Raw genomic sequence first — 22,755 nt, forward strand, 5'->3', positions numbered from 1 at the left:
AGCTGTGGCTGTTTCCATGGCCACAGTATCCTGGCAAGTTGCAAATCGCCGCCACGAACTGGTCAGCGAGAGCCCTATGGTCCTTGCGCTCGGAATAGTCATTCTTGGCTATCGCCAGGTGTACTTACCTGCAGCCTGTGATCAACCCGTTTTGCGCTGGCGCATCGATGACTTTGGCTATTCAGGTGATCGGTGGCAAGTGCACGGGCCTACTGGTGAACTTTTTACCACTTGCACGTCTGTGGCCGATGCCATCCGCACAGTGGAGTATTCAGCGCTCCAAGAACTCTTCCTCCCAGATTCCTCGGTCACCACGCTGCACGCGGCCCTGCTCGGCCGCGGTCGTTTCGGGCTCCTGATCGTTGGCCCCGCTGAGTCAGGAAAGAGCACTTTGGCCATAGCCCTCTGGCTAGCCGGCTTCTCGCTCCTCGGTGACGATATCGCACTCCTGGATCCTGAAGGTGGGGGATTGTCTGCTGCTCCCCGTCGGGTGTCGCTACGGCATCCGAGCCGGCGGCTTCTCGGTGATGACTTCTGGCAGCGATTGGCCGCAACTCCTTCGTTCATGCCTACTTCAGAGGGCTGCCTATTTCATCCTCACGAGCTGGGTGGCCTGCCAGCCTCAGCCTGTGCACTTGCACCAACCCTGATTGTTTTCCTTGCCCGGCGCGGGGTGAAGCTGGGTGCCGCTGAAAGTCGTCGGCTCTCGCCGGCGGAGCTACTGGTTGCGCTCGCGCCATACTCGAATGTTGTGAGGACTGCCGGGATGGGAGCCGCCCTCAACCGGCTGCAAAAGTTGGCCGAGCTTGCACCCGCCTACGACCTCGGTCGCGGCCCCATTCCTTCGATGCTGGAGGCCATCGCCGCTCTCTTGCCACAAGACCATTTTAGGCCATGACCGACTCAGCCCCCTCCGCCGGCTCGCTTTCATCCAATCCCAACGTTGGACTCTATCTGCCCCTGATGGTCACGCGGCGCTGCAACCTCGGCTGCGCCCATTGCAGCGTGGAGTCGAGTCCGGAGTTACGAGACCGCCAGCCCACAGAGCAGGAACTCCTTGAGGTGGTTCGCCAGGCAGCAGCGGCAGGGGTGAGGGCCATTCAGTTCACAGGTGGAGAACCGATGCTGCGCCAGCAGCTTGTGCTGAAGCTGATCCGCGAGTCACGCCGGCTCGGCATCGGTTCAACCCTCACCACCAATGGATTCTGGGGCTGCACACCGAAGCTTGCCCGCACCCGGCTGCAGGCGCTGCTGGCCGCCGGTCTGGCCCGCCTCACCGTGAGCTTCGATCGCTACCATGCGGCCTTCCAAGGTCCGGAGCCTGCAGTCAACATCGTTGAAGCCGGCGCCGTACTCGGCTTACCCGTGAACATCAACATCACCCGGGTGCAGGATGAAGACGATATCGATGCGTTCGTGGCGCCCTTCGCCGAGCTCCCGACGGCCCAGCTGCGTTTTTACGACGTTCAGCCAGTAGGCGCTGCGGCTCGCAATACCCCCGATCACCAGTGGCGGGGGCAAACATCCGGATTCTGCAGAGCCTGTGATGCCGCCACCGTCACCGATGACGGTCGGCTGATCGCTTGCAACGGCCCAGCCTATTTCACGCCTCCCGGTCATCCGCTCCACATCGGTTCGCTCAGCGACAAGCCTCTATCCGCCCTGTTGGCTGCCCATCGCGACGATCCACTGCTCGACGCGATCCGAACACTCGGTCCCGAGCGGCTGCGCGCGGAACTCGTGAAGATTCCGGGGTTTGAGGCCTTCCCATTCCACGATCGCTACCGCGGCCTGTGTGATCTCTGCCTTCACATCACCGGTGATCCCTCCGCAGCTGCGGCCCTGAGGGAGCACATGGCTCATGGGCTCCTCGCCGCTGAGCGCCACGCCATGGCGCTGTTGATCGCCGACCAGCGCCGTGCCGGCGCGCTGAACCGCCGGATCGTGAATGCGGAGGCAGCCGCGAGACTGTTCCATCAGGGCATCACCACGGGCACGAGTTCCTGGAGATCTGAAGCGTCACGGTTGCTCGGCCGCGCTGATCTCGACTGGCAGCAGCAGGCGGCGATGCTGCTGGCCTCCGGACTGGCTCGACCGCTTCTTCCGGTTCTCGATGCCCCCGAGCTGCAGCGCTGGGCCCCGGCGTTCTTCAACACAAGGGTGCGTGAGGCTGCGCTTCGCGATGGTCTGCGTGAGGTGGTGCAGATGGACGCGCTCGAGCGTATCGACCGGGCGCTTACCCTGCTCGGAGGGCGTGGAGTGTTGCTCAAGGGGGCGGCCTTTCTCGCCAGGGGCGGCGAACAGACGGTGCTACGGGCCGCTGGTGATGTTGATCTGTTGGTGGACGAACGGTTGGCTCAACCGCTCCGGCATCAGCTGATTGCGGATGGTTTTCAGGGCGATCCCAATGCCATGCGCAGCGCTCAGCATCACCTGGCCCCGATCAGCTGGCGCGGGGTGCCGATCGAAATTCATACCGGAATCATGCCCGCCTTCTGGGGGCTGCCGGAACGACAGATGCTGCAGCGGAGTTGGGCGGTGCCTGGGTTTTCTGCGCTCGACACGCTCGATCCCGAAGGGATGATCCTGCATGCCGTCACTCATGCCACCACCCACCTCTTCGGCCAGGGTCACAAGCTGGCCTGGGATGTACAACACGTGCTGCAGACGGCCGGCCGGCCGCTCGATTGGCCGCGTCTCCAGGCCTGGGTGGAAGCCTGTGCTGTCCCGCGGGCTTTCTGGGTCCCTTGCGCCGTGGTGGCAAGGGAAATGACTCTTGAAATTCCCGCGGCCTTTCTCGTTTCGGCGCCGGCCGATCGCCGTCAACGGCAGCTTGAGCTGATCGCCCAGCGGCGGCTGTTCACCGCCATTGAATCGACGTTCGCAATCAATCCACTCAGCCGCACCGCCGTTTTTCTGCTGCTGCACGATGGCCTGCCAGCACGACTGGCCTATCTGCATATGTTGTTCGGCTCCGCCGCCAGAGAAGCCCGTCGCTCTGCGGCCAGCCATTCCGCTGTCCAAAGACCCACCGCTCTTCCTGCCCATCTTCGTGAGGCCTGGAAGCAGTTGCGGCAGTTCCGTGCTGTCTGCCGAACCCTGCCTTGATCAAAAGGATGGTCGCGAGTGGATTTCGATGGTGGGCGCCTCGATCGGATGTTTCCCAACAGCTAAACGGCGAAGGCGCTGGATGCTTACCGGCCTTCACCCCCCTGTCTGCCGCAGGACGATCAGAACAGCCCGGTGCCCTGACCTAGACCGGAACCACGCTGCTCCCCGCCCGTGACCGCCCCCCTCCCTGCTCCCGTGCGCACCTCGCTGCGGGGCGCGGCCCTGCTGGCGGATGCGCGCTGCAACAAGGGCACGGCCTTCAGCAGGGAGGAACGCCAGGCCCTGCAGCTCGAAGGCCTGCTGCCCTGGGAGGTGGAGTCGCTCGAGCAGCAGGTGGAGCGCTGCCGCCAGGCACTGGCGGCCATGGACAGCGACCTGGAGCGCTACGGCTGGCTGCAGGGCCTGCGCGAGCGCAACCTCACCCTGTTCCACCGGCTGCTGGCGGATCACGTGGAGCTGGTGATGCCGCTGGTGTACACCCCCACCGTCGGCCAGGCGATCCAGGCCTTTTCGCGCACCTACCGCACCCCTGCGGAGGGGGTGTTCCTCTCGGCGCCGATGCAGGGCCGCCTGCGCCAGGTGCTGGCGGCCGCGATCGCCGCCTGGAGCCCCGAAGGACCCGACTGGCGGCCGGAGCTGCTGCTCGTGACCGACGCCGAGGGGATTCTGGGCATCGGCGATCAGGGCGCCGGTGGCATCCACATCTGCCAGGGCAAGCTCGCCGTCTACACGCTCTGCGCCGGCGTCGATCCGGCCACCACCCTGCCGGTGATGCTCGATGTGGGCACCGACCGGGAGGATCTGCGCGCCGATCCCACCTATCCGGGCGTGCGCCAGCCGCGCCTGCGGGGCGAGGCCTATGACGCCTTCGTGGCCGAGTTCGTTGAGGCGGTGGCCGAGCTCTGCCCCGGGGCCCTGCTGCAGTGGGAGGACTTCGCCGCCGGCACCGCCCGCCGCGTGCTCGACGCCCACCGGCAGCGGATCGCCAGCTTCAACGACGACATCCAGGGCACCAGCGGCGTCGCCTGCGCCGCGATCCTGGCGGGCCTGCAGGGACTGGGGAAGAGCCTGGCGGAGTCGCCGATCGTGATCTTCGGGGCGGGCACGGCCGGCTGCGGCATCGCCGAGCGGCTGGAGCGGCTGCTGATCGGCCAGGGGCTGAGCCCGATGCAGGCCCGCTCGCACCTGTGGCTGCTGGATCGCCGCGGCCTGGTGTACGCGGGCCGGGCCGGGGTGCGGGAGCTGGCGCTGCCCTGGGCCGCCGACGCCGGCCGGATGGAGGCCCTGGCGGCGGCAGGAGCCAGGCCCGACGCCGAGGGCCAGATCGGCCTGCAGGAGCTGGTGGAGGCGGTGAAGCCGGCGGTGCTGATCGGCACCTCCACGGTGGCCGGTGCCTTCGATCAGGCGGTGATCGAGGCCCTCTGCCGCGGCTGCGCGCGGCCGATCGTGCTGCCGCTCTCCAATCCCACGCCCCTGGCGGAGGTGACGCCGGCGAACCTGCTGCGCTGGAGCGAGGGACGCGCCCTGGTGGCCACCGGCAGCCCCTTCGCGCCGGTGCCGGTGGCGGGCCGTCTGCGGCCGATCGGGCAGTGCAACAACTGCTTCGTGTTCCCGGGGCTGGGCTTCGGCGCCCTGGCGGTGGGGGCCAGCCAGGTGAGCGAGGCGATGATCGACGCCAGCCTGCAGGCCCTGGCGGCGGTGATCCCGGCCGCCTCCGATCCCGACGCCTCGCTGATGCCGCCCCTGAGCCAGGTGCAGGCGGTGTCGCGGGCGGTGGCGGAGGCCGTTGCCCTGACGGCCGTGGCCGGGGGCCTGGCGACGCGGGCCCAGACCCCCGAGGAGGCACGGGCCTGCCTGGAGCAGCGCCGCTGGCGGCCGGTGTACCCGGAGGTGCTGCCGGCCTGATCGGCGCCGAGGCGCTCTGGGCTGCGGCCGTCACGGTGGCGCCCGGGCTGGCGCCCACCCCCTCTTCCATCCAGGAAGCGCGCCGATGGCGGCCCGGCGGTGCGGTCCAACCATTAAGTCCAACCATTAAGAGCGATGTCGCGGGCTCGCGCTCGGCACCGGCGGCGGCTTAGCAACGCTCCATCCTCCGGCCGCCGCGATGGGCTTCTTCGTCCAGCTCACCGACGCGATCGCCAGCAACCAGTCGCTGCTGGTGACCGGTCTGGATCCGAATCCGGAGATGCTGCAGAGCTGGACCTTCCGGCGCGGCATGGCGGGGCGTTCCTTCCTGTCGCAGGCGCGCCACTGGATCAAGGCGGTGATCGAGGCCACCGCACCCCATGTGTGCGCCTACAAGCCCAGTCTTGGCTTCTACCAGGCCCTCGGCCCGGTGGGGCTGGAGCTGCTGCGCGAGGTGCGCGAGCTGGTGCCGCTCGACATCCCGCTGATCATCGATGCCAAGCACGGCGATCTCAACAGCTCATCGGCCCTGGCCCACTATCTGTTCCGCGAGCTGGGGGCCGATGCCGCCACCCTCTCGCCGCTGGCGGGCCAGGACATCGCCGCCCCGTTCCTGCTCTATCCCGACAAGGCCGTGGTGGTGACCTGCCACAGCTCCAATCCGGCGGCGCGGGTGCTGCAGCACCATCCGGACGAAGAGCGCCCCCTGTACCTGCGCATCGTGCGCGAGGCCCAGCTGTGGGCGACGCCGGAGCAGCTGATGCTCGAGGTGGGCACCAGCGATCCGGCGATCCTGGCCCGGGTGCGGGCCGAGGCGCCGGAGAGCTTCCTGATCCTGCGCAGTCTCTGGGCCGAGGAGGACAGGCTTGATGCCCTGCTGGAGGCGGGTCTGAGCGCCTCCGCCGATGGCCTGCTGCTGCCGCTGCCCCAGAACCTGCTGGTGGAGGACGACATGGCCGAGCGGGCGGCCTGTCTGAAGCGGCGCATCGAGGAGCGCCGCCATCACTGGCTGGAGAGCCGTCAGCGGGAGGCGGGCGCCAGCTGTCAGCTGTGGCTGCCCGGCCAGGACGTCCAGGCCGACGCCAGGCCGGTGGGCTCCGATGGCACCGCCGATCCCTCGGTCGATGGACGCCCCTCCGCCGCGAGGGGCTCCATCACCGGGGCGGCCATGACCGGGGCGGGTGCGATCGAGCCGATGGAGGCGCTGATCCTCGATCTGTTTGACATCGGCTGCCTGCTGTTCGGCGAGTATGTGCAGGCCTCCGGCGCGGTGTTCAACTATTACGTCGATCTTCGCCAGATCATCTCCGATCCGAACCTGTTCCACCGGGTGCTGCACAGCTATGCCGAGCTGCTGCAGGGGCTGGACTTCGATCGCATCGCCGGCATTCCCTACGGCTCGCTGCCCACCGCCACGGGCCTGTCGCTGCAGCTCCACAAACCGCTGATCTATCCCCGCAAGGAGGTGAAGGCCCACGGGGCGAGGCGGCTGATCGAAGGCGACTTCAACGAGGGCGATGTGGTGGCGCTCGTCGATGACATCCTGATCACCGGCGGCAGCCTGCTGGAGGGGATCACCAAGCTCGAGAGCTCAGGCCTCGTGGTGCGCGACGTGGTGGTGTTCATCGACCATGGCAGCGGAGGTGGCAGCGGAGGTGGTAGCGCTGGCGGCGGTTCAGGCGGCGCCGGTCAGGGGAGCGATGCGCTGCGCCGTCTGGCGGAACGGGGCTATCGCGTGCGCGCCGTGCTCGATATCGGTCGCATCACCACCGTGCTGCGCCGCCATGGACGGCTCAGCGAGGCGCAGGCCTCCCTGCTGGGCCACCAGCCCCAGGCCGTCAGCCGCGTCTGAGCGGCACCGGTCAGCGCGATGTGGGTTGGCTTTGGTGAAGTCCTGCCCCGGCGGGCCCATGCCGCCTCGTACGGTGGACGAGTGCCCTTGCGATCCCCGGGCACACATTCTTCCCATGTCCCAGGGCAACCGGGCCGCGGCCAGCTCCGCTCCCTCGATCGGCGAGCTGGAGGCGAAGTATCCCCTGTACTGCAAGGCGTTGAGACTGCTCATCCAGGAGGGCCGCACGCTCGCCGAGATCCAGCGCACCGTCTGCTGGGGGCGGCTGGAGCAGCTGCACATCTGCCTGCCGGGCCGCTACAAGTCGCCCGATTATCTGCACACGGTGCTGCAGCGCTCGCCGGTCTGAGCGTCAGCCGGGTCCACGCGGTCCTGGCGCCCTCGGGTTGGAGTCGTCTCCGGACCGCCGCACGGGGGCGAGCCGCTCGTCTGCTCCCTGTGGCCTGGCCTGTTGTTCCGGGGTGAGCTGCCCGCCACGGCGCCGGCTGCCCCGGCAGCGGCCCTACGGTGCCGACGGGAGTTCCCCCCGAGACGTTGATCCCAAGGCATGGAGCCCAGACCGGAGCGATCGATCGCCGAACCCTTCCTGCGGCGGCCGGTGCTCACCCTGGTGGTCAGCCTGCTGATCCTGCTGGCCGGCCTCTACAGCCTTCCCAACCTGCAGGTGGAGAACCTGCCTCCGATCGCCCCGAGCCGCGTCACGGTGCGGGCCAGCTATCCCGGCGCCGGTCCTGAGGTGGTCGAGCAGGGGGTGACGGCCCTGCTCGAGAAGCAGCTCAACGGCCTGGAGCGGCTGGACACGATCCGCTCCACCAGCTCCTTTTCAGGCAGCACGATCACCCTGGCCTTCGAGGGGGGGGATCCCGAGCTCAACCAGATCAACACCCAGAACGAGGCCACGGTGGTGACGCGGCAGCTGCCGCCGCAGGTCGCCCGCTTCGGGGTGCAGGTGCGGCGCAGCTCCGATGACCTGCTGCTGGTGCTCAGCTTCAGCGCCGAGCGAGGCCTCTACAGCGACACCTTCCTGACGGGCTGGGTCGACCAGGTGGTGCGCGACCGGCTGCGGCGCGTCAGCGGTGTCAGCGATGTGACCCTGTTCGGTGGCAGCAGCCTCGCCTTCCGCCTCTGGCTGGATCCCGCCCGGCTGGAGGAACACAACCTGACGATCGTGGATGTGCGTCAGGCGCTGCAGGCCCAGAACGTGCTGGCGGCTCTGGGGCAGAGCGGCGACGCGCCGGCGCCCGCCGATCAGCTCACCACCCTGCCGCTGCGCATGGAGGGGCGGTTGCGGACCCCCGAGGAGTTCGGCGACCTGGTGGTGGCCCGCAGCGACGACGGTGGGATCATCCTGCTGCGCGACCTGGGCCGGGTGAGCCTGGGCAAGGAGAGCTACGAGACGATCGCCACCAACCTCTCCGGCGACTCCGCCATCGCCCTGGGCGTGTTTCAGCGGGACGGCAGCAATGCCCTGGAGGTGCGTCAGGCGCTGAGCGAGGCGTTGAAGGACCTGGAACCCCGCTTCCCGCCTGGGGTGGCGATGGAGGTGATCGTCGATGAGGCCCGCACGGTGCGCACCAGCATCGACAGGGCCGTGGAGTCGCTGCGGGATGCCGTGCTCCTGGTGTTCGCCGTGCTGCTGCTGGGGCTCGGCAACAGCCGCCTGGCCCTGATCAGCGCCGCCGTCGTCCCGATCTCGCTGATCGGTTCCCTCACCCTGCTGCGTCTGTCCGGCGGTTCGATCAACACCCTGTCGCTGTTCGGCATGGTGCTGGCCTCCGGCCTGCTGGTGGACGACGCGATCGTCGTCAGCGAGGACATCGGCCGTCGCATCGAGCAGGGCACGCCGGCCCTGCGGGCGGCGCGCGAGGCGATGGCGGAGCTGGGCGGCGCCGTGATCGCCACCTCCCTGGTGCTGGTGGTCGTGTTTCTGCCGGTGCTGGGGCTCGAGGGCAGTCTGGGCCGCCTCTATGCGCCGATCGCCATCGCCATCTGCGGCGCGATCGCCCTCTCCACCCTCAATGCCATCAGCCTGACGCCGGTGGCCTCCAGCTGGCTCCTGCGTCCCGGCCAGCGCGAGCCCGCCTGGCTGGAACGCGTCACCGATGTCAGCCGGCGGGCGTTGGAGGGACTGGAGGAGCCCTACGGCCGGTTCCTCGATCGGGTGCTGCGCCACCGTCGCCTGATGCTGGTGCTGCTGCTGACGGGCCTGCTGCTCACCGGCCTGGCGCTGCGGGCCCGTCCCACCTCCTTCATCCCCCAGGAGGACAACGGCCAGCTGCGGGGCGTCGTGATCCTTCCCGATGGCATGGCCCTCGCCCGCACCCAGGAGGTGCTCGAGCAGGTGAGCCGGATCGCCCGCAGTGAGCCCCTGGTCGCCAGCGCCAACTTCTATGCAGGCCGCTCGTTCGGTGACAGCAGCCCCAACAAGGGCCAGATGTTCGTGCGGCTCAAGCCGGTGGAGCAGCGCACCAGGCCGGAGCAGAGCAGCGCCGCCGTGGCCGAACGCCTCAACGCGAAGCTCCGCAGCGGGGTGCGCGGCGCCGTCGTGCAGCTGAGTGAGGCCCCGAGCGTGCGCGGTTTCAGCAGCGAGGGGGGCATCGAGCTCGAACTCCTCGACAACAGCTCCGGTCAGCTGAGCCTGGAGGCCTTCGAGGCCCAGGCTCGCGAGTTCCTGGCCGAGGCCCAGGAGCTTCAGCTCAATGGCCGACCGGCCTTCGATCGGGTGTCGACCCGCTTCACCACCTCCGCCCCCCAGCTGCGGCTGATCCCCGATCGCCTGCGGCTCGCCTCGCTGGGGGTGTCGCTCTCCGACCTGGTGGACACGCTCGGTGCCAGCTTCGGCAGCGATTACGTCAATGACAGCTTCGAGAGCGACCAGGTGCGGCGCGTGATCGTGCAGCTCGATGGCCGCAGCCGCCGCGATGCCGAGGATGTGCTGGCCCTGCCGGTGCGCAGCCGCGAGGGGCGGCTGATCCCGCTGTCACAGGTGGTGCGGATCGAGCAGGGCTCCGGCCCGACGGTGATCAACCACTCGGGCCTGGTGCGATCGATCAGCCTGCGGGCTCTGCCGGCGCCGGGGGTGAGCACCGGCCAGGCGATGGCGCTGCTGCAGCAGCTGCATACCGAGCGCTCCAATGCGGCGATCGGCCTGGAGTGGGCCGGCCTGGCGCGGGAGGAGGCGAAGGCCGGCGGCGGCAATCTGCGGGTGTTCGCCCTCGGGCTGCTGGTGATGGCGTTGGTGCTGGCCGGCCTCTACGAGAACCTGCTCGACCCGCTGATCATCCTGGTGACGGTGCCGCTGGCGATGCTCGGCGCCGTCGTGGGCCTGTCGCTGCGGGGCCTGGCGCTGGATGTGTATGGCCAGATGGGGCTGCTCGTGCTGGCCAGCCTGGCGGCCAAGAACGGCATCCTGATCGTCGAGTTCGCCAACCAGCGACTGGAGCAGGGGATGACCCTCTCCAGGGCCATCCATGGCGCGGCCGTCGCCCGTCTGCGGCCGATCCTGCTCACCGCCATCTCGTCGCTGGCGGGATTCCTGCCGCTGCTGTTCGCCAGCGGCTCCGGTGCGGTGAGCCGCACGAGCATCGGCACGGTGGTGTTCAGCGGCCTGCTGGTGGCGACGGTGCTGAGCCTGTTCGTGGTGCCGGCGCTCTATTCGCTGATCAAGGGCTGGGAGCTGGGGCTGGTGGGGAGGCTGCCGGTCCGCCCGATGGAGCCGGCTGAGCCGGAGGGGTGAAGTTCGAGCTGCCGCCGGTGGGCTGCAGGCCGGGGTTGACCCGCGACAGGCGCATCAGCATCGCCAGGAACGGCGACCACACGAACGACAGCAGAAGGGCCGCCAGCAGGATGCGCAGCCAGAGGGGCCAGCCTCCGGCTTTGGGGGGTGCCTTGGGCCGATCCGGGTTGTCGGGCTCAGTCGCGTTGTCGTGGAGTGGGGAGCTGGACGGATCCGGCATGGGGGGAGGCTCGGCCGATTCCATCCTGGGCAGGGCGGCAGCCGTTGGCAGCGCTCCGCGATCGTCGGGGCATCGCCGCTGCGGCCGCCCCGGTGAGCAGCCTCTACGCTCGGCCCATATGACCACGGCGTTCAGTCCCGGTTGTTCCGGCAGACGTCCGTTTCTGATTCACACTTTCGCATCCCTGCGCTGATGGACGCCGACAAGACCTGTGTGGCGGGATTTCCACTCGTGTCGTTCGTGTGCCAGACCGACGCGGATCTCCTGCCACATTTTGTGCGCTGGTATCAGCGCCTTGGGGTGGATCGCTTCCTGCTCCTGATGCATGGCAGCTGGGATGACGACGTGCGCCGGGCGGTTGTTTCCCTTCCAGGCGTCGAAGCCATCGCGGCTCCAGATGGTGTGTTCTGCAAGCAGCTCAAGTGCGACGCGATCACGGAGGTGGCACGGCGATTCCGAGGCGAGTGGGTGGTGTTCGCCGATGCGGATGAATTCCTCGAGATGCCGGCAGCGGATCTCCGCGCGATGGTGGACATGCTCGAAGCTGCCGGCGTCGAGGAGCTGTACGCCAGCCTGCTGCAGCGCGTGGCGGCGGACGGCAGCCTGCCGGAGGTGGGTCCGCAGAGCGATCTCGATGCGCTGTTCCCGCTGTTTCATGCGGGCCTGTGTGAGGACATGGGCCTGGCGGTTCCCGCCTGGAAGAGCAAATATCCCTTCGCCCGGGTCGGGCCTGATTTCTACTATCAGCGAGGCAATCACCTACCTGGCAATTTCCGCTCGGTGGCCCATGTGCCGATGCGGGCAGTGCTGCATCACTTCAAATGGCGCAGTCGTCTGTATGCGGCGTTCGCGCGCCAGCGCGGCACGGGGACGAACTTCGGCGAGATGGCCGTCTACCGGCAGTGGCTGGAGACCCATGGCCGCCTGCCGCTGGAGGGGGCGAAGCCCTGCTCGCGCGCGGCGCTGGAAGCCGAGGGCTGGCTGCGTCGTCCCACCCAGGAGGAAGGCCGCCAGCTCGAGGCCCTGATTCAGGAGCGATCGGCAGGGGCGGCCTCGGGCCTGCGGGTGGGCTTCGTCACCTTTGAACTGGGCGGACCCGGCACCCCCAATGGCGGCATCGCCACCGCCATCTCGGCCCTGGCCAAGCTGCAGGCGGCCCACGGGATCTCTGTGGAGGTGTTCTATTGCCCGTTCCACATGCCCAGGGAACTGCCGGCGCTGTGGTTCGAGTACTGGTCGACCTTCGGCGTGACGCTGCACTACATCCCGCGTCTGGCGGCGGATGAGGAGCGCACGCTCGAGACCCACGAGGTGGAGCAGGCGATCGTCGAGGCGGTGCGGCGGGCGGGTCGCTTCGATCTGCTGCATTTCCATGACACCCAGGGTTTTGCGGCGGCGTTCACGATGCTCAAGGCCGCGGGTCTGGCCTTCACCGAGACGACGCTGGCGATCACCACGCACGGCGGCACGCGCTGGCACAACGAACCCAACGGCACGCCCTGGGACGAGGCGGCCTACGAGCAGGAGCTGGTGGCTCAGCGCCTGTGTGATGTGGTGGTATCGCCCAGCGCCTACCTGATCGAGTGGAATCGCGAGCATGGCGCGCTGCCAGGACGGGAGCGGGTGCTGCCCAACGTGCTGGAGCCGGAGAGCAAGTCGTTCACGCCGGCGGTGGATGCAGCCGTGCTGCCGGGGTGCGTGGCCTTCTTCGGGCGGGTGGAGATTCGCAAGGGCTTCGATCTGTTCCTCGCCGCCCTGCGCGAGTTGGTAACCACGACCGATCTGAGGCCGGAGGTGCTGATCCTGGGGCGCTTCGGCAATGGCTATTCGCAGGAGCGTTTTGACGCGGAGACGGCGGATCTGCCGCTGCCGATCACGCACCACCGCTCGCTCAATCCCCAGCAGGCCCTGCGGATGCTCAAAGACCGGCGGGCGCTGGCGATCATGCCGTCGCGCCAGGAGAACTCGCCCTATGTGGTGTACGAGGCGATGGAGAATCAGCTGCCCTTCCTGGCGAGTTTCACCGGCGGCACGGCCGAGCTGATCCGCAGTGAGGACCGGCCTGATGCCGAACTGCCGGCGGATCCGATCGCCATGGCCACCAGGATGGCCCGGGCCCTGCGGGAAGGGCTGCGGCCGGCGCGGCTGGCGATCGATCCTCTCGAGATCGAGCTGCGCAATCTCACCACCTGGCGGAGCCTGGCTGCGGAGCGGGGGCAGCCTGCCGACGGACCCGGGCAACAGGCGACACCTCCCCTGGCCAGAGTGCCGCTCAGTGAGTGGCGCCTGGCCGCACGCCGCGATCCGCACGACATCGTGGCGCTGGTTCCGGATGGCGATGCGGTCTCGGATGAAACGCTGCAGGGGATGACCCGCCTGCTGGCCCGCTCGCCCATCGCGGATGTGGTCGAGCCGTTCTGCCACGTGGTGGAGGAGGGCAGGGGCCGGCAGATGACGTCCCTTCAGATCAGGACAAAGGCGACGCCTCAGGAAGCGGCGCTGATCACCGGAGCCCTGCCGCTGGTGCTGCGTGCCGGGGTGCTGGCGGAACTGGAACCGGTGCTCGCCCCTGTCAGGCAGGACCGGTTGTTCGGCATCTTGATGGAAGGCATCCAGGCCGCGGGCAAAAGGGTTCTGCCGGCACTGATCAATGTGGGCACCCGTCGATTCAGCCCTGGGCTGGAGGCACGATCCCTGTGCAATCGGCTGTGGCTGCCCATCGGCCGATCCAGCATCGTGGACAGGACCACGGTGGCTCCCATCGACATGTCTCAGCTCTGCGGTGTGCTCATCACAGATCCCTATGTGGCGATCTCGACCTGGTCAGAGTCGGCTCCCTATGGAGCGCTGTCGCTGTTCCCCCAGGCGTTCCAGGGGCGGCCCTCCCTGCATCTGATCACCCTGGGAAGCTCGCTGCTCTGGGCCGTCCCCGATGAGTTGCCACGTCGCCTGGCGGAGGCAGCCGAACGCTGGCCGCAGGCCCGCTTCCGGGTCCTGGCTTCCGATGCGGTGGAGCTGCAGGCCCTGCGGGAGGCCGGTCTGCCGGCGCTGCTTGGAAATCTGAACATGTTCGTGAGCGAGCAGGACTTTCACCCGCCCCACGAGGCGGCGTCCACACCGGCCTGGGATGCGATCTGCATCGGGGCGCTGGAGTTGCGTGAAAACCATTTCCTGGCCAGGCAGATCCCATCGCTCGCATTGGTTCATCACCGCTACGAAGGCATGGAGGACGTGGGGGAGGAGGTGCGCCGGCTGTTGCCGCAGGCGACCTATCTCACCGATGATCTGGAAAGCCCGGAGGGCTTTTTCTATCCCTCAAACGATCAGCTCAGCAGCTGGATCGGCCAGTCGGCCACGGGGGTGGTGCTCTCACAAACCAATGGCAGCTGTCCAGAGAGTGTGCAGATGCTGCTCTGCGGCACACCTGTCGTCTCGGTGGCGAACATCGGTGGACGGGATCACTTTCTTCATCCCCCCCACGCCGTGCATGTGGCCGCAACACCGGAGGATGTGGCTGCGGGCGTCGCAGAGCTCAAAACCAGGAGGCTGTCCCGTCAGGAGGTGTATCGGGCCACGCTGTGTCGCTTGCAGGAGGCGCGCGTCCGCTTTGCCGCTGATGTCGATGTGGCCATTGCCGAGGAGTTCGGCCCTGGCCTGCCTGGAGTCGATGTCACGCCGCTGATTGGTGAAGCTGCGCGCTATCGCAAGGCATTCGATGTGCTGGGTGAGGGCCTTGCAACAGTCCCTGAGGGCCAGTCCAGCCATGAGAGCATCACCGGTGCTGCACCTTTGCTGGAGTCGCATCATGCTTCACAGCCTCAGCAAAGCAAGCCCAAGCCGATGGTGGCGATTTCGGAGAGCCACAGTCGATTCTCTCCCGAGGCCATCAGGCTCAAACTCCAGACAGCCGAGCAGATGATGAGTCAGGGCAGCAGCATGGAAGACGTCTGCTCCTTTCTTGAAGTGCCGGCGATCACGTTTCAGCGTTGGCGGCAGCACTACGGCGGATTAGGGAGTAATGCCGGCCAGAGAAGGCGAAAAGTCGGCCCTTCAAAACCTATTTGGGATGATCAATCTGCGCTCCCAAGCCGACAAGTCCTGGAGACGACTCGCCACAAGAATCAGGGTCGGAAGGGGGTTGATAGCCTCGATCTGCTTTCTACCCACGATTCAGTTGAGGTACAGCAGCTCAAACGTCAACTTCAGGAAGCGCGTGACGAGGCAGATCTCCTTCTGATTCAATTACATAACCTGCAGCTTGCAATGAATCCGAACTATTCGTCATCCATTGATGCAACCACAAATGTATGAATATACAGGGCATTCTCGCGCCTGAAATATGAAAATTACTCGATGAACGGCATACTTATGTTTGTTTCTTGCATTCGAATCTCTTCTCCCGCCGCATTTATAGGCCTAGGGCCTCATGATGCGGCCTTGAGCCCTTGTCTATGAGACTTTCGAGGCTCACCTCAGCGCAAGGGGGATGACCGTGCGGCAGAGAACGATCAACGATCCGACCTTGATATCGGCACTCGGCTCCACGAAGAACAAAGCCGGAGAGCTGAATCCGAAGATACATCAGAAGACGGTAGAGAAAAAATCCTATTATCGCCGCCCGGGAGGCTGAGTCTACGGGATGAAGGTCCACCTAGGTGTGGACAAGGACTCAGCTCTAATTCACTAAGTTGTGAACACTTCTGCCAACATGAATGACCTGACCTACGTAGACTTGATCGAGACGGCCCTAGCCGGAACGGCTTCTGCTTGAAGTAGGCGCACATCCGCGCAAATGGCGAGCACCCCTTTTGGGTGACAAGCATCAGATCGGCTTTCAGAAGAACCGGCTGCGTGGCATAGTGAAGAACCGCCATAAGGTCAATGTGCTGTCGGCGCTGACCAATCTGTTTTTGGCATAGCGATGGTTGATCTTGATGCTGTTAGGGGTAAAATAGTAGTTCTTGAGACTAAAGTGCGTCGTCCAGTTCCACTCAAAGAATAGGTAAGACATGTGCCTGACTGTGATGGAGAATCTTGAGCCTAACCAGAGGCCCAGTCGTCGAGAGTCATACCTGAGCCGGTCTTCAAATCCCTGTTACCAAGAGAGTCCTTAGAAGAAAAGAACAAGAGAGACCTGTTGTGAGATTTGAGGTAAAATTACAGGATCCTAACCGCTCCTCCTTTGACTCCAAGACCCAGGCTGCTTCTACATATCGGTACTGAAAAAACGGGGACCACTGCGATTCAAGAGTATTGCCGCCTTAATTCCAACAGATATGCTGAACTAGGGGTGATAATACCGGATTATCTGGGTTGGTCAAACCACTCACTCTTTACCTGTTGTTTTTACTCGGACGCAAGAAAGGATGAAATGGCGTTAAAGCATGGAATGAATTCATTGGAAGAACGTAGTCGAAAAAGAAGTGAGACTCTGTCCCGCTTAATACAACACACACTTTGCCATCCGGAAGGCACATTTCTAATATCTTCAGAGCACCTTCATTCGCGTCTGACCAATGAGGAAGAAATTGAATCTCTCGCTAGGTTTCTTTCGCCACTATTTGACTCAGTTACTATTGTTTTATACATTCGAAAGCCCATTGATACGGCAATATCGGCATGGTCGACAGGCGTCAAATGCGGACTAACTGGCACCTCTCTTCCTTCGCCATCAAACCCATATATTCACAATCTCTGCATGCATAAAGAATCAATCCTACGCTGGAGCAATTATTTTGGAGAATCTAACTTATGCGTGCGACTCTTTAGAAGAGATGCCTTATTCAAGAATGACCTGATTCACGACTTCGTCGAATCATGCGGCATTGGCTTCAGTTCTGATATGATAATCCCGCCTAAGACTAACGAGAAGCTGGGACTTGATGGCATCCTATTCCTTGCCGAAGTCAACAAGGTGCTGCCATTAATAATTGATAACAAGCCCAATCCAGTTAGAGGTAATATTGCCAATTACTTTTCGAAGCACTTTTCTGATTCTCCTGCTTATATTCCTTCAGAAGACGAAGTACTTAGCTATTCAAGCTATTATAATCATTCAGATCTGTGGGTCAAGGACAATTATTTTGGTCATCTAGACTCTCTCTGGGGAGAAGAGAGTCGGTTCCCCATGGTTCAGGCTAAAAACGATAATCTCATTTGGGATGCAGATATCAAATCGGACTCCAGACTGGGTTATTCGCCTGAGAGTGTGTCTCGGTTGCTAACCTTACTATCGCAAGTATGGGTAGACAAGAGCCATCGAATTATCTCCCTTGAATCGGAAAACTTGCGTCTAATGGATGAGCTAAGTCAGCTGAAAAAAAGTATTATTCTTGACGAACAAGATTAGAATTGTAGTTCCGATTAAATTAGCATACTTTATTTCAGATTAAGAACTCCTGAGAGAGGGAGATCGGGGCCAGGCCGCAAAAAGACTGGTCCCGAATCCACATCTGCTCGCAGTTCATGTTCAAGCCGGTGGCGCGCTCATGAGTTCTGATTGTTGCCTCATCCCTGCTTCTGTGACGAATAGAGGATGTAGCCAGTAGGCAAAAAGGACTTCATGAAGCTCCAGTCGGCTTCTTCTTGCCAACCGCTAGCACTTGCTGTCCGAATTTTCTTCAGTGTGGGCGAGACTTATAGCCAAAGGCATTCCTGACATTCGCATTCATCGTATGGATCAGGATATCTGTCACCTCTCTGGCTTGATTGAACAGTGAGAGATCGGTTGAATGATGGATATCCACCGGAGCACAGACGGTATCGATCAATAATCAACCCTGCTTCGTTGGCTTCTTTGCGGGTGGCATCTTCTGTTCGCCAGCGCTGGTGGATCCACCTTAACTGTTGATGGGATTCTCTTGTACCTGGGAACCAGATGAAGGAATCAGATTCAGGCAGTGTCAAACGATGCGTCCAATGTAGTCAGCTAAGGAAGCTCTGATCAAGACCGGGAATTGAGCGCAAGCGTGTCTCATTCTCGTCAATGAGACACAAGTGGGGTATTTTGTCCTTGGCTACTCGCCAGGTGCTCCAATCCAGGGCCTGACTGGCTTATTTCTCGTGAGTTCCCCGATCATTTTTGGCTGCTCACCCTCAAGATGGCACACTTATTCTGTCATTTACGCTGTAGAAGGACAACGTTCGCGCACCATCCAGAGATTGGCGAGGGCAAACAGCATCGTCAGCTTGAGGTTGTTCTTGCGGATGCCTCGGTAGAAGACCTTCCGAAATCCAAACTGGCACTTGATGATCCGAAATGGATGCTCCACCTTTGCCCTGACATGTGCTTTCGCCGCCTCCATCAGATCCAGCAGTCTTCCCTCTGGGGTGTCCGGTAGAACTCGGCGCTGTCCGGGCTTCATGGCGATGCGCATCTCTGCTTCGCAGTCCTTGAACGCCTCACGCTTTTCGATGCCGATGTGGCCAGAGTCGCCGTAGATCACGCGTTCCTCGCCATGGACGCGATCGGGTGCCGTGTTCAGCTCATGGACGTTGGCAGCCGTGCTCACCACGGAATGGACCAGACCCGAGGCTGCATCCACACCGATGTGGCACCGCATCCCAAAGAACCACTGGTTGCCTTTGGCCACCGAGTGCATTTCAGGATCCCGCTCGCCCGTCTTGTTCTTGGTTGAACTGGGAGCGTTGATGATTGTGGCATCGAGGATCGTACCCTCCTTAAGCATCACGCCCTTCTCCCGCAGGCTCTGGTTCACCGTCTCCAGGATCTGCTCTGCTATCCGATTCTCTTCCAGGAGGTGGCGGAAGTTCAGGATCGTCGTCTCGTCAGGGATCCGGTCCTCAACCATGTCGATCCCAGCAAAGCGGCGGAAGCAGGGGGTATCGATCAGCATCTCCTCCATCAAGGGATCGGAAAGCGTGAACCACTGCTGCAGCAGGTGGATGCGCAGCATCACCTCCAGCGGAAACGGTGGGCGCCCGCCCTTGGCAGAAGGCCTGTGGTACACAGGCGAAATCAAGGCCAGGAAAGGATCCCAGGGCACTGTGGCTTCCATCTCATCGAGGAAGCGCTGCCGGCGCGTTTTCTTCTTGGCGTAGGTCTGCTCGTAGTCCGTGAAACCCAACTGGAGGGGGGCCGCCATCCGCTGCCAGTCTCATTATTGGAACTGTACTGATTCTATCGGGTTTTTCAGGGGTTCCCTAACAGCAGTTTCTTGGAACCGCTTACGGAAGCACACAATTACCGTGGACTCTGAAATTTGAATCATGCCAACGTTCACGGGCTTTCTTGATTTCCGATGGCATGACCAATGGCGAGGAATTACCTTTTTGATCAGAAGGCAGAAAGTTAGGCGGCTCAAACCCTCTTAATATTTGCATTCAAGATGTCAATTAAAAAAGGACTCTGCTTCGCGTATGTCCAAAAATAGTTTGCAAGCTTCTCTGAAGGCTCGTTCCAAGGCTTAATGTTAGAAGTGTAGTGAAGAATCCGAATATTATTCCCGGAGCTATAATAATCTTCTTTTTCATCCTCCAAGAGATCTGCAAAGTTCTTTTCCTGTCTGCTGACTAGCCCATGATGCCATTGAAAATTCCAGCGTTGATCTATAAATGTGACTTGACCTTGGCAGACAACATTCAATGTATCTTGGTCAGGGCACGCCAGCGAATCGTTAATGCTTAAAAACGACAAGCACTTCTGTTTGGTATTATTGCGAATAAAAGCCTCTGTATTTATTATTATAACACCCGAATTGAAATACTCTTTACGGCTGAATCTAAGCCTGTCTTCTAGGTATGAAGCCATGAACTTATGGACAGGATTCTTGGCGGCTGCAAGAATATTTTCCCCAAGATCAACTTGGTAAAGCTCGTGCAAGTCAGACATCACAACAATATCACAATCAAGATAAATGACTTTGGCTAAATATGAGAAAACCTCAGCAATAATAAGTCGATAGTACATTTCAATACTGTAGTGCGCCCTTGTATAAAGTGTATCGATGTCAATGAAAGGACTTACATCTATGAGTTCAATATGAAGATTGGTCGTTGACAAAGAACGTACACGCTGGATTGTTTCGACCTCAAGGTCTGTATAAAATATAAATAAGTATATCTTTGTTTTTGTGGTGGATTTGATCGATTCAATGGCGACAGCTAAATAAGGGATATAAGCCTCGTTCGATGCCATGACGATAGGTATGAATGGTTCAGGATCATTCAGAAGGGTCTGTTCGATTCTTTTGACCTGCTCGTGAACGCCTCTCTGATAATCATCAAGGACTCCTTGCTGATGAAGTTTATCAAACAAAGGATTTGACTCTGATAAATGATAAACTGGCTTCAGAAATAATGATAAGCTATCGCTAAAAGCATCGCCCGTGCAACTCGATCCGTCGCCCCAATGCCTCAAGAACAATGCTTTTGCATGACTTTCTAAGGCAGTTCCCATACAGAACGTGACAGTTGCTAAATTGTCAGATATCAAATCGTAAGCTATTAAGCGTACCACTTCTTCATGAAGACTCAGCAAGCCTCGGCTTAGCAAGAAATCATAGATAATTCGGACAATAGCAGCTTGGGCCATGTGAATCGCAATTTTTGACAAGGTAAACTTGCGACCGCCAGTGACCCCAGTTCCGTAGGAATAAATGTAGAGACTGTCGCCAATAGAATCAATAGAGACCGCATATAGTAAAATAAAAAACTGAAGCAGTAAATCCTGGGCTTTATAGATGGGCTGAGTCGGAAGATTGGAGGCCGCAACTTTGACTAGCCGTGCATTGTAGATCTTGTTCCAAATCGTAAAACCAAAGACTTTCGATTCAAAGCAATGACGTAATAGATTACCCGTAATGCGGTCTTTTGACTTGTAAGTTAAAAAGTCTTCGAACCACTCAATCTGACCAGGGGTAGCCTTGACAGCTTTAACGGCTACTCCAAACTGTAGGATATCTACTTGTTTGGTTTCTATTGCGTTGTAGGCCGTTTCGCATGCAAACTTCTCTAGTGCATCATCGGCGTCGACAAACATAATGTACTTTCCATTGGAAGCATGAATTCCGACTCTTCGGGAATAGCAAGCACTCTTATTCTCTTCGTTTGTAATTACCCTTAATCGCTTGTGTTGCTTGTCAAGATCCGTTAGGATGCGAGGGGTTTCGTCGGTCGAGCAGTCATCAACAACAATAATCTCAATATCAAACAAGGACTGTTGTATTATGCTGTCGACGCATTTCCCGATTGAGTTTTCTGCGTTGTAGGCTGGAACAATGATGCTGACCTTGGGATTTTGCATGGTAGGACGGATGTGCTAGGCAAGTTAGAACGGTAACTGCCAGGAAAGATGACGCCCCTGCCGCCGTTCAGGCAGCCATCGCCAATGTAGCCGGAGTGATGCCGTTTTCTGGTGGTGGCGGATTGATCCAGACCACCTCCGGTTGATGCCAACAGCGAATGCTGCGGCTCCAACGACGCGGGTGCAGCTGGCGGGCCTGTTCGTAGACCTCAGCCCGTTGGCGAGCAATGGAGACAGCCCGGCCGGTGTGTCGCTGAACAGGTGTCACGAACCGGATGCCGCTGTGGCGGTGCCGCTCGTTGTACCAGTCCACGAACGTCATCACCCAGCGGCAGGCGTCGGCCTGGCTGGGGAAGGGGCGCCTTGGGTAGTCCGGCCGGTATTTCACCGTCCGGAACAGCGACTCCGAGAAGGGGTTGTCGTTGCTCACCCTCGGCCTGGAGAAGGATCTGAGCACACCCAGCTCCTCCAGGCGGCTTTCCAGCGTGGCGGCCCGCATGGCATTGCCGTTGTCGGCATGGAGGATCAAGGGCTGAGGGCGTCGGCGACTGATGCGCTCCCGCAGGCAGGCTCGGCTGACGAGATCAGCCGCGATCTGGGCGTCTTCCCGTTCAGCGACATCCCAGGCCACGATCTTGCGGCTCCATACATCGACCACCAGATAGAGGTAGAGCCAGATGCCCCGGACGCTGGTGGGCAGGTAGGTGATGTCCCAGCTCCAGACCTGATTCGGCCCGTCAGCCCTCAAGCGCGGAACAGGACGCGGCTCCTGCGGAGGGCGGGCTCGGCCGCGGCGGTGCGCCTGCCCATGGGCGTGGAGCACGCGGTAAAAACTGCGCTCTGAACCGATGTAGAGCCCCCTGTCCGCCAGTATCGGCACGATCTGTCCCGGCGGCAGAGCAGCAAATTCCGGTTCGTTGCAGGTCAGCAGGATCCGCTGACGCTCCTCGTCCGTGAGGCGATGAGACACGTGGCGTGGACTGCCTTTACGGCGATCCAGGCCGCCCCCATCACCGGCGAAATGACGCCTCCAGCGCTGCAGGGTCGTCAGACCCACGCCCAGCAGCTCGGCGATCTGGCAGGCCCGTGCGCCAGCTTCCATACCGGCATCGAGGATCTCCAGGGCCTTGCGCCGATCCTCGGGCGAGGTCAATCCGCCTCGTCCTCTCCCCAGTAAGCCTGGATCTTTTTTGAGGCGATCAGCAGTGCCGCCGCCTCCGCCAGGGCTTTGTCCTTGCGGGGCAGCTCCTGCTGCAGGCGTTTGATCTCCCGCCGATCAGCCTGGTGGCGCTTCTCGAGGTCCTTCTGCTCGGCCATCGTCAGCAGCGGCTGTGCGTTGGCATCCTCGGCCGCCTGTCGCCAGCGGTCCACCTGCTCGGGGAACAGGCCCCGCGCGCGGCAATAGGCCGCAAGCTCGGTGCCGTTGAGCCCCGCAGTCTCCAGGACCACGGTGAACTTGTCGCTGGAGCCCCAACCCTCGGGATCCTTCTGGCTGGCGGGCACCACCTCCCCCTGCAGGCGCCAGGCCTTGCGCCACTTGTAGAGGGTGATCACGTGGATACCCAGCTCGGCTGAGATCTGGGCCACGCTCTGCCGGTGCGGCGGCCCCATCCGACGACGGACATCAGCCTTGACGGCCTCGCTGTAACGACGCATCGCTCTGTTCC

At 62.0% G+C, this 22,755-nt stretch carries 11 protein-coding genes and 1 pseudogene; 8 read left to right on the forward strand and 4 right to left on the reverse strand.

Going from position 1 to position 22,755, the window contains the following annotated elements; translation table 11 throughout:
- The first annotated feature begins 16 nt into the window (after positions 1–16).
- The 6 genes from H8F25_RS00545 (at position 17) to H8F25_RS00570 (ending at position 10,604) form a co-directional block, all read left to right on the forward strand.
- Positions 17–898 (forward strand): hypothetical protein, encoded by an 882-nt coding sequence (locus H8F25_RS00545; protein WP_197211595.1) that lies wholly within the window; start codon positions 17–19, stop codon positions 896–898.
- Positions 895–3,108 carry a nucleotidyltransferase family protein gene (locus H8F25_RS00550; RefSeq protein WP_197211596.1) on the forward strand — a complete coding sequence of 738 codons (2,214 nt, stop codon included), beginning with the start codon at positions 895–897 and terminating at the stop codon, positions 3,106–3,108. The genes H8F25_RS00545 and H8F25_RS00550 overlap by 4 nt, the downstream gene beginning before the upstream one ends.
- Before the next feature lie 174 nt (positions 3,109–3,282).
- Complete coding sequence (locus tag H8F25_RS00555) at positions 3,283–5,016, forward strand: NAD-dependent malic enzyme (protein ID WP_197211597.1); 1,734 nt, start codon at positions 3,283–3,285, stop codon at positions 5,014–5,016.
- A 199-nt stretch (positions 5,017–5,215) separates the two neighbouring features.
- Positions 5,216–6,868 (forward strand): bifunctional orotidine-5'-phosphate decarboxylase/orotate phosphoribosyltransferase, encoded by a 1,653-nt coding sequence (locus H8F25_RS00560; protein WP_197211598.1) that lies wholly within the window; start codon positions 5,216–5,218, stop codon positions 6,866–6,868.
- 115 nt (positions 6,869–6,983) lie between these two features.
- Positions 6,984–7,217, forward strand: coding sequence for a DUF3136 domain-containing protein (locus H8F25_RS00565; RefSeq protein ID WP_197211599.1), 234 nt, complete (start codon positions 6,984–6,986; stop codon positions 7,215–7,217).
- A 198-nt stretch (positions 7,218–7,415) separates the two neighbouring features.
- Positions 7,416–10,604 carry an efflux RND transporter permease subunit gene (locus tag H8F25_RS00570; RefSeq protein WP_197211600.1) on the forward strand — a complete coding sequence of 1,063 codons (3,189 nt, stop codon included), beginning with the start codon at positions 7,416–7,418 and terminating at the stop codon, positions 10,602–10,604.
- Here H8F25_RS00570 and H8F25_RS00575 read toward each other — a convergent pair.
- Complete coding sequence (locus H8F25_RS00575) at positions 10,531–10,824, reverse strand: hypothetical protein (protein ID WP_197211601.1); 294 nt, start codon at positions 10,822–10,824, stop codon at positions 10,531–10,533. The genes H8F25_RS00570 and H8F25_RS00575 overlap by 74 nt on opposite strands.
- A 192-nt stretch (positions 10,825–11,016) precedes the next feature.
- Here H8F25_RS00575 and H8F25_RS00580 point away from each other — a divergent pair, with 192 nt between their 5' ends.
- Together H8F25_RS00580 and H8F25_RS00585 are read left to right on the forward strand one after the other, a co-directional pair.
- Positions 11,017–15,135 (forward strand): glycosyltransferase, encoded by a 4,119-nt coding sequence (locus H8F25_RS00580; protein ID WP_197211602.1) that lies wholly within the window; start codon positions 11,017–11,019, stop codon positions 15,133–15,135.
- Between the two features lie 871 nt (positions 15,136–16,006).
- Positions 16,007–17,173: a hypothetical protein gene (locus H8F25_RS00585; RefSeq protein ID WP_231596957.1), complete on the forward strand. Its 1,167-nt coding sequence runs from the start codon at positions 16,007–16,009 to the stop codon at positions 17,171–17,173.
- A gap of 772 nt (positions 17,174–17,945) precedes the next feature.
- Here the strand turns inward: H8F25_RS00585 and H8F25_RS00590 are convergent.
- From H8F25_RS00590 to H8F25_RS00600, 3 genes and pseudogenes are all read right to left on the reverse strand, one after another.
- On the reverse strand, positions 17,946–18,929 hold the full coding sequence (locus tag H8F25_RS00590; RefSeq protein WP_197210200.1) for an IS5 family transposase: 984 nt from the start codon (positions 18,927–18,929) through the stop codon (positions 17,946–17,948).
- A 215-nt stretch (positions 18,930–19,144) separates the two neighbouring features.
- Positions 19,145–21,088 carry a glycosyltransferase gene (locus tag H8F25_RS00595; protein ID WP_197211604.1) on the reverse strand — a complete coding sequence of 648 codons (1,944 nt, stop codon included), beginning with the start codon at positions 21,086–21,088 and terminating at the stop codon, positions 19,145–19,147.
- Positions 21,089–21,155: 67 nt separating this feature from the next.
- Positions 21,156–22,744 (reverse strand): annotated as a pseudogene (locus H8F25_RS00600) (IS3 family transposase).
- Positions 22,745–22,755 lie beyond the last annotated feature (11 nt).

Source organism: Synechococcus sp. CBW1004, assembly GCF_015840715.1.
In the GTDB taxonomy this organism is placed as follows: Bacteria; Cyanobacteriota; Cyanobacteriia; order PCC-6307; family Cyanobiaceae; genus Cyanobium.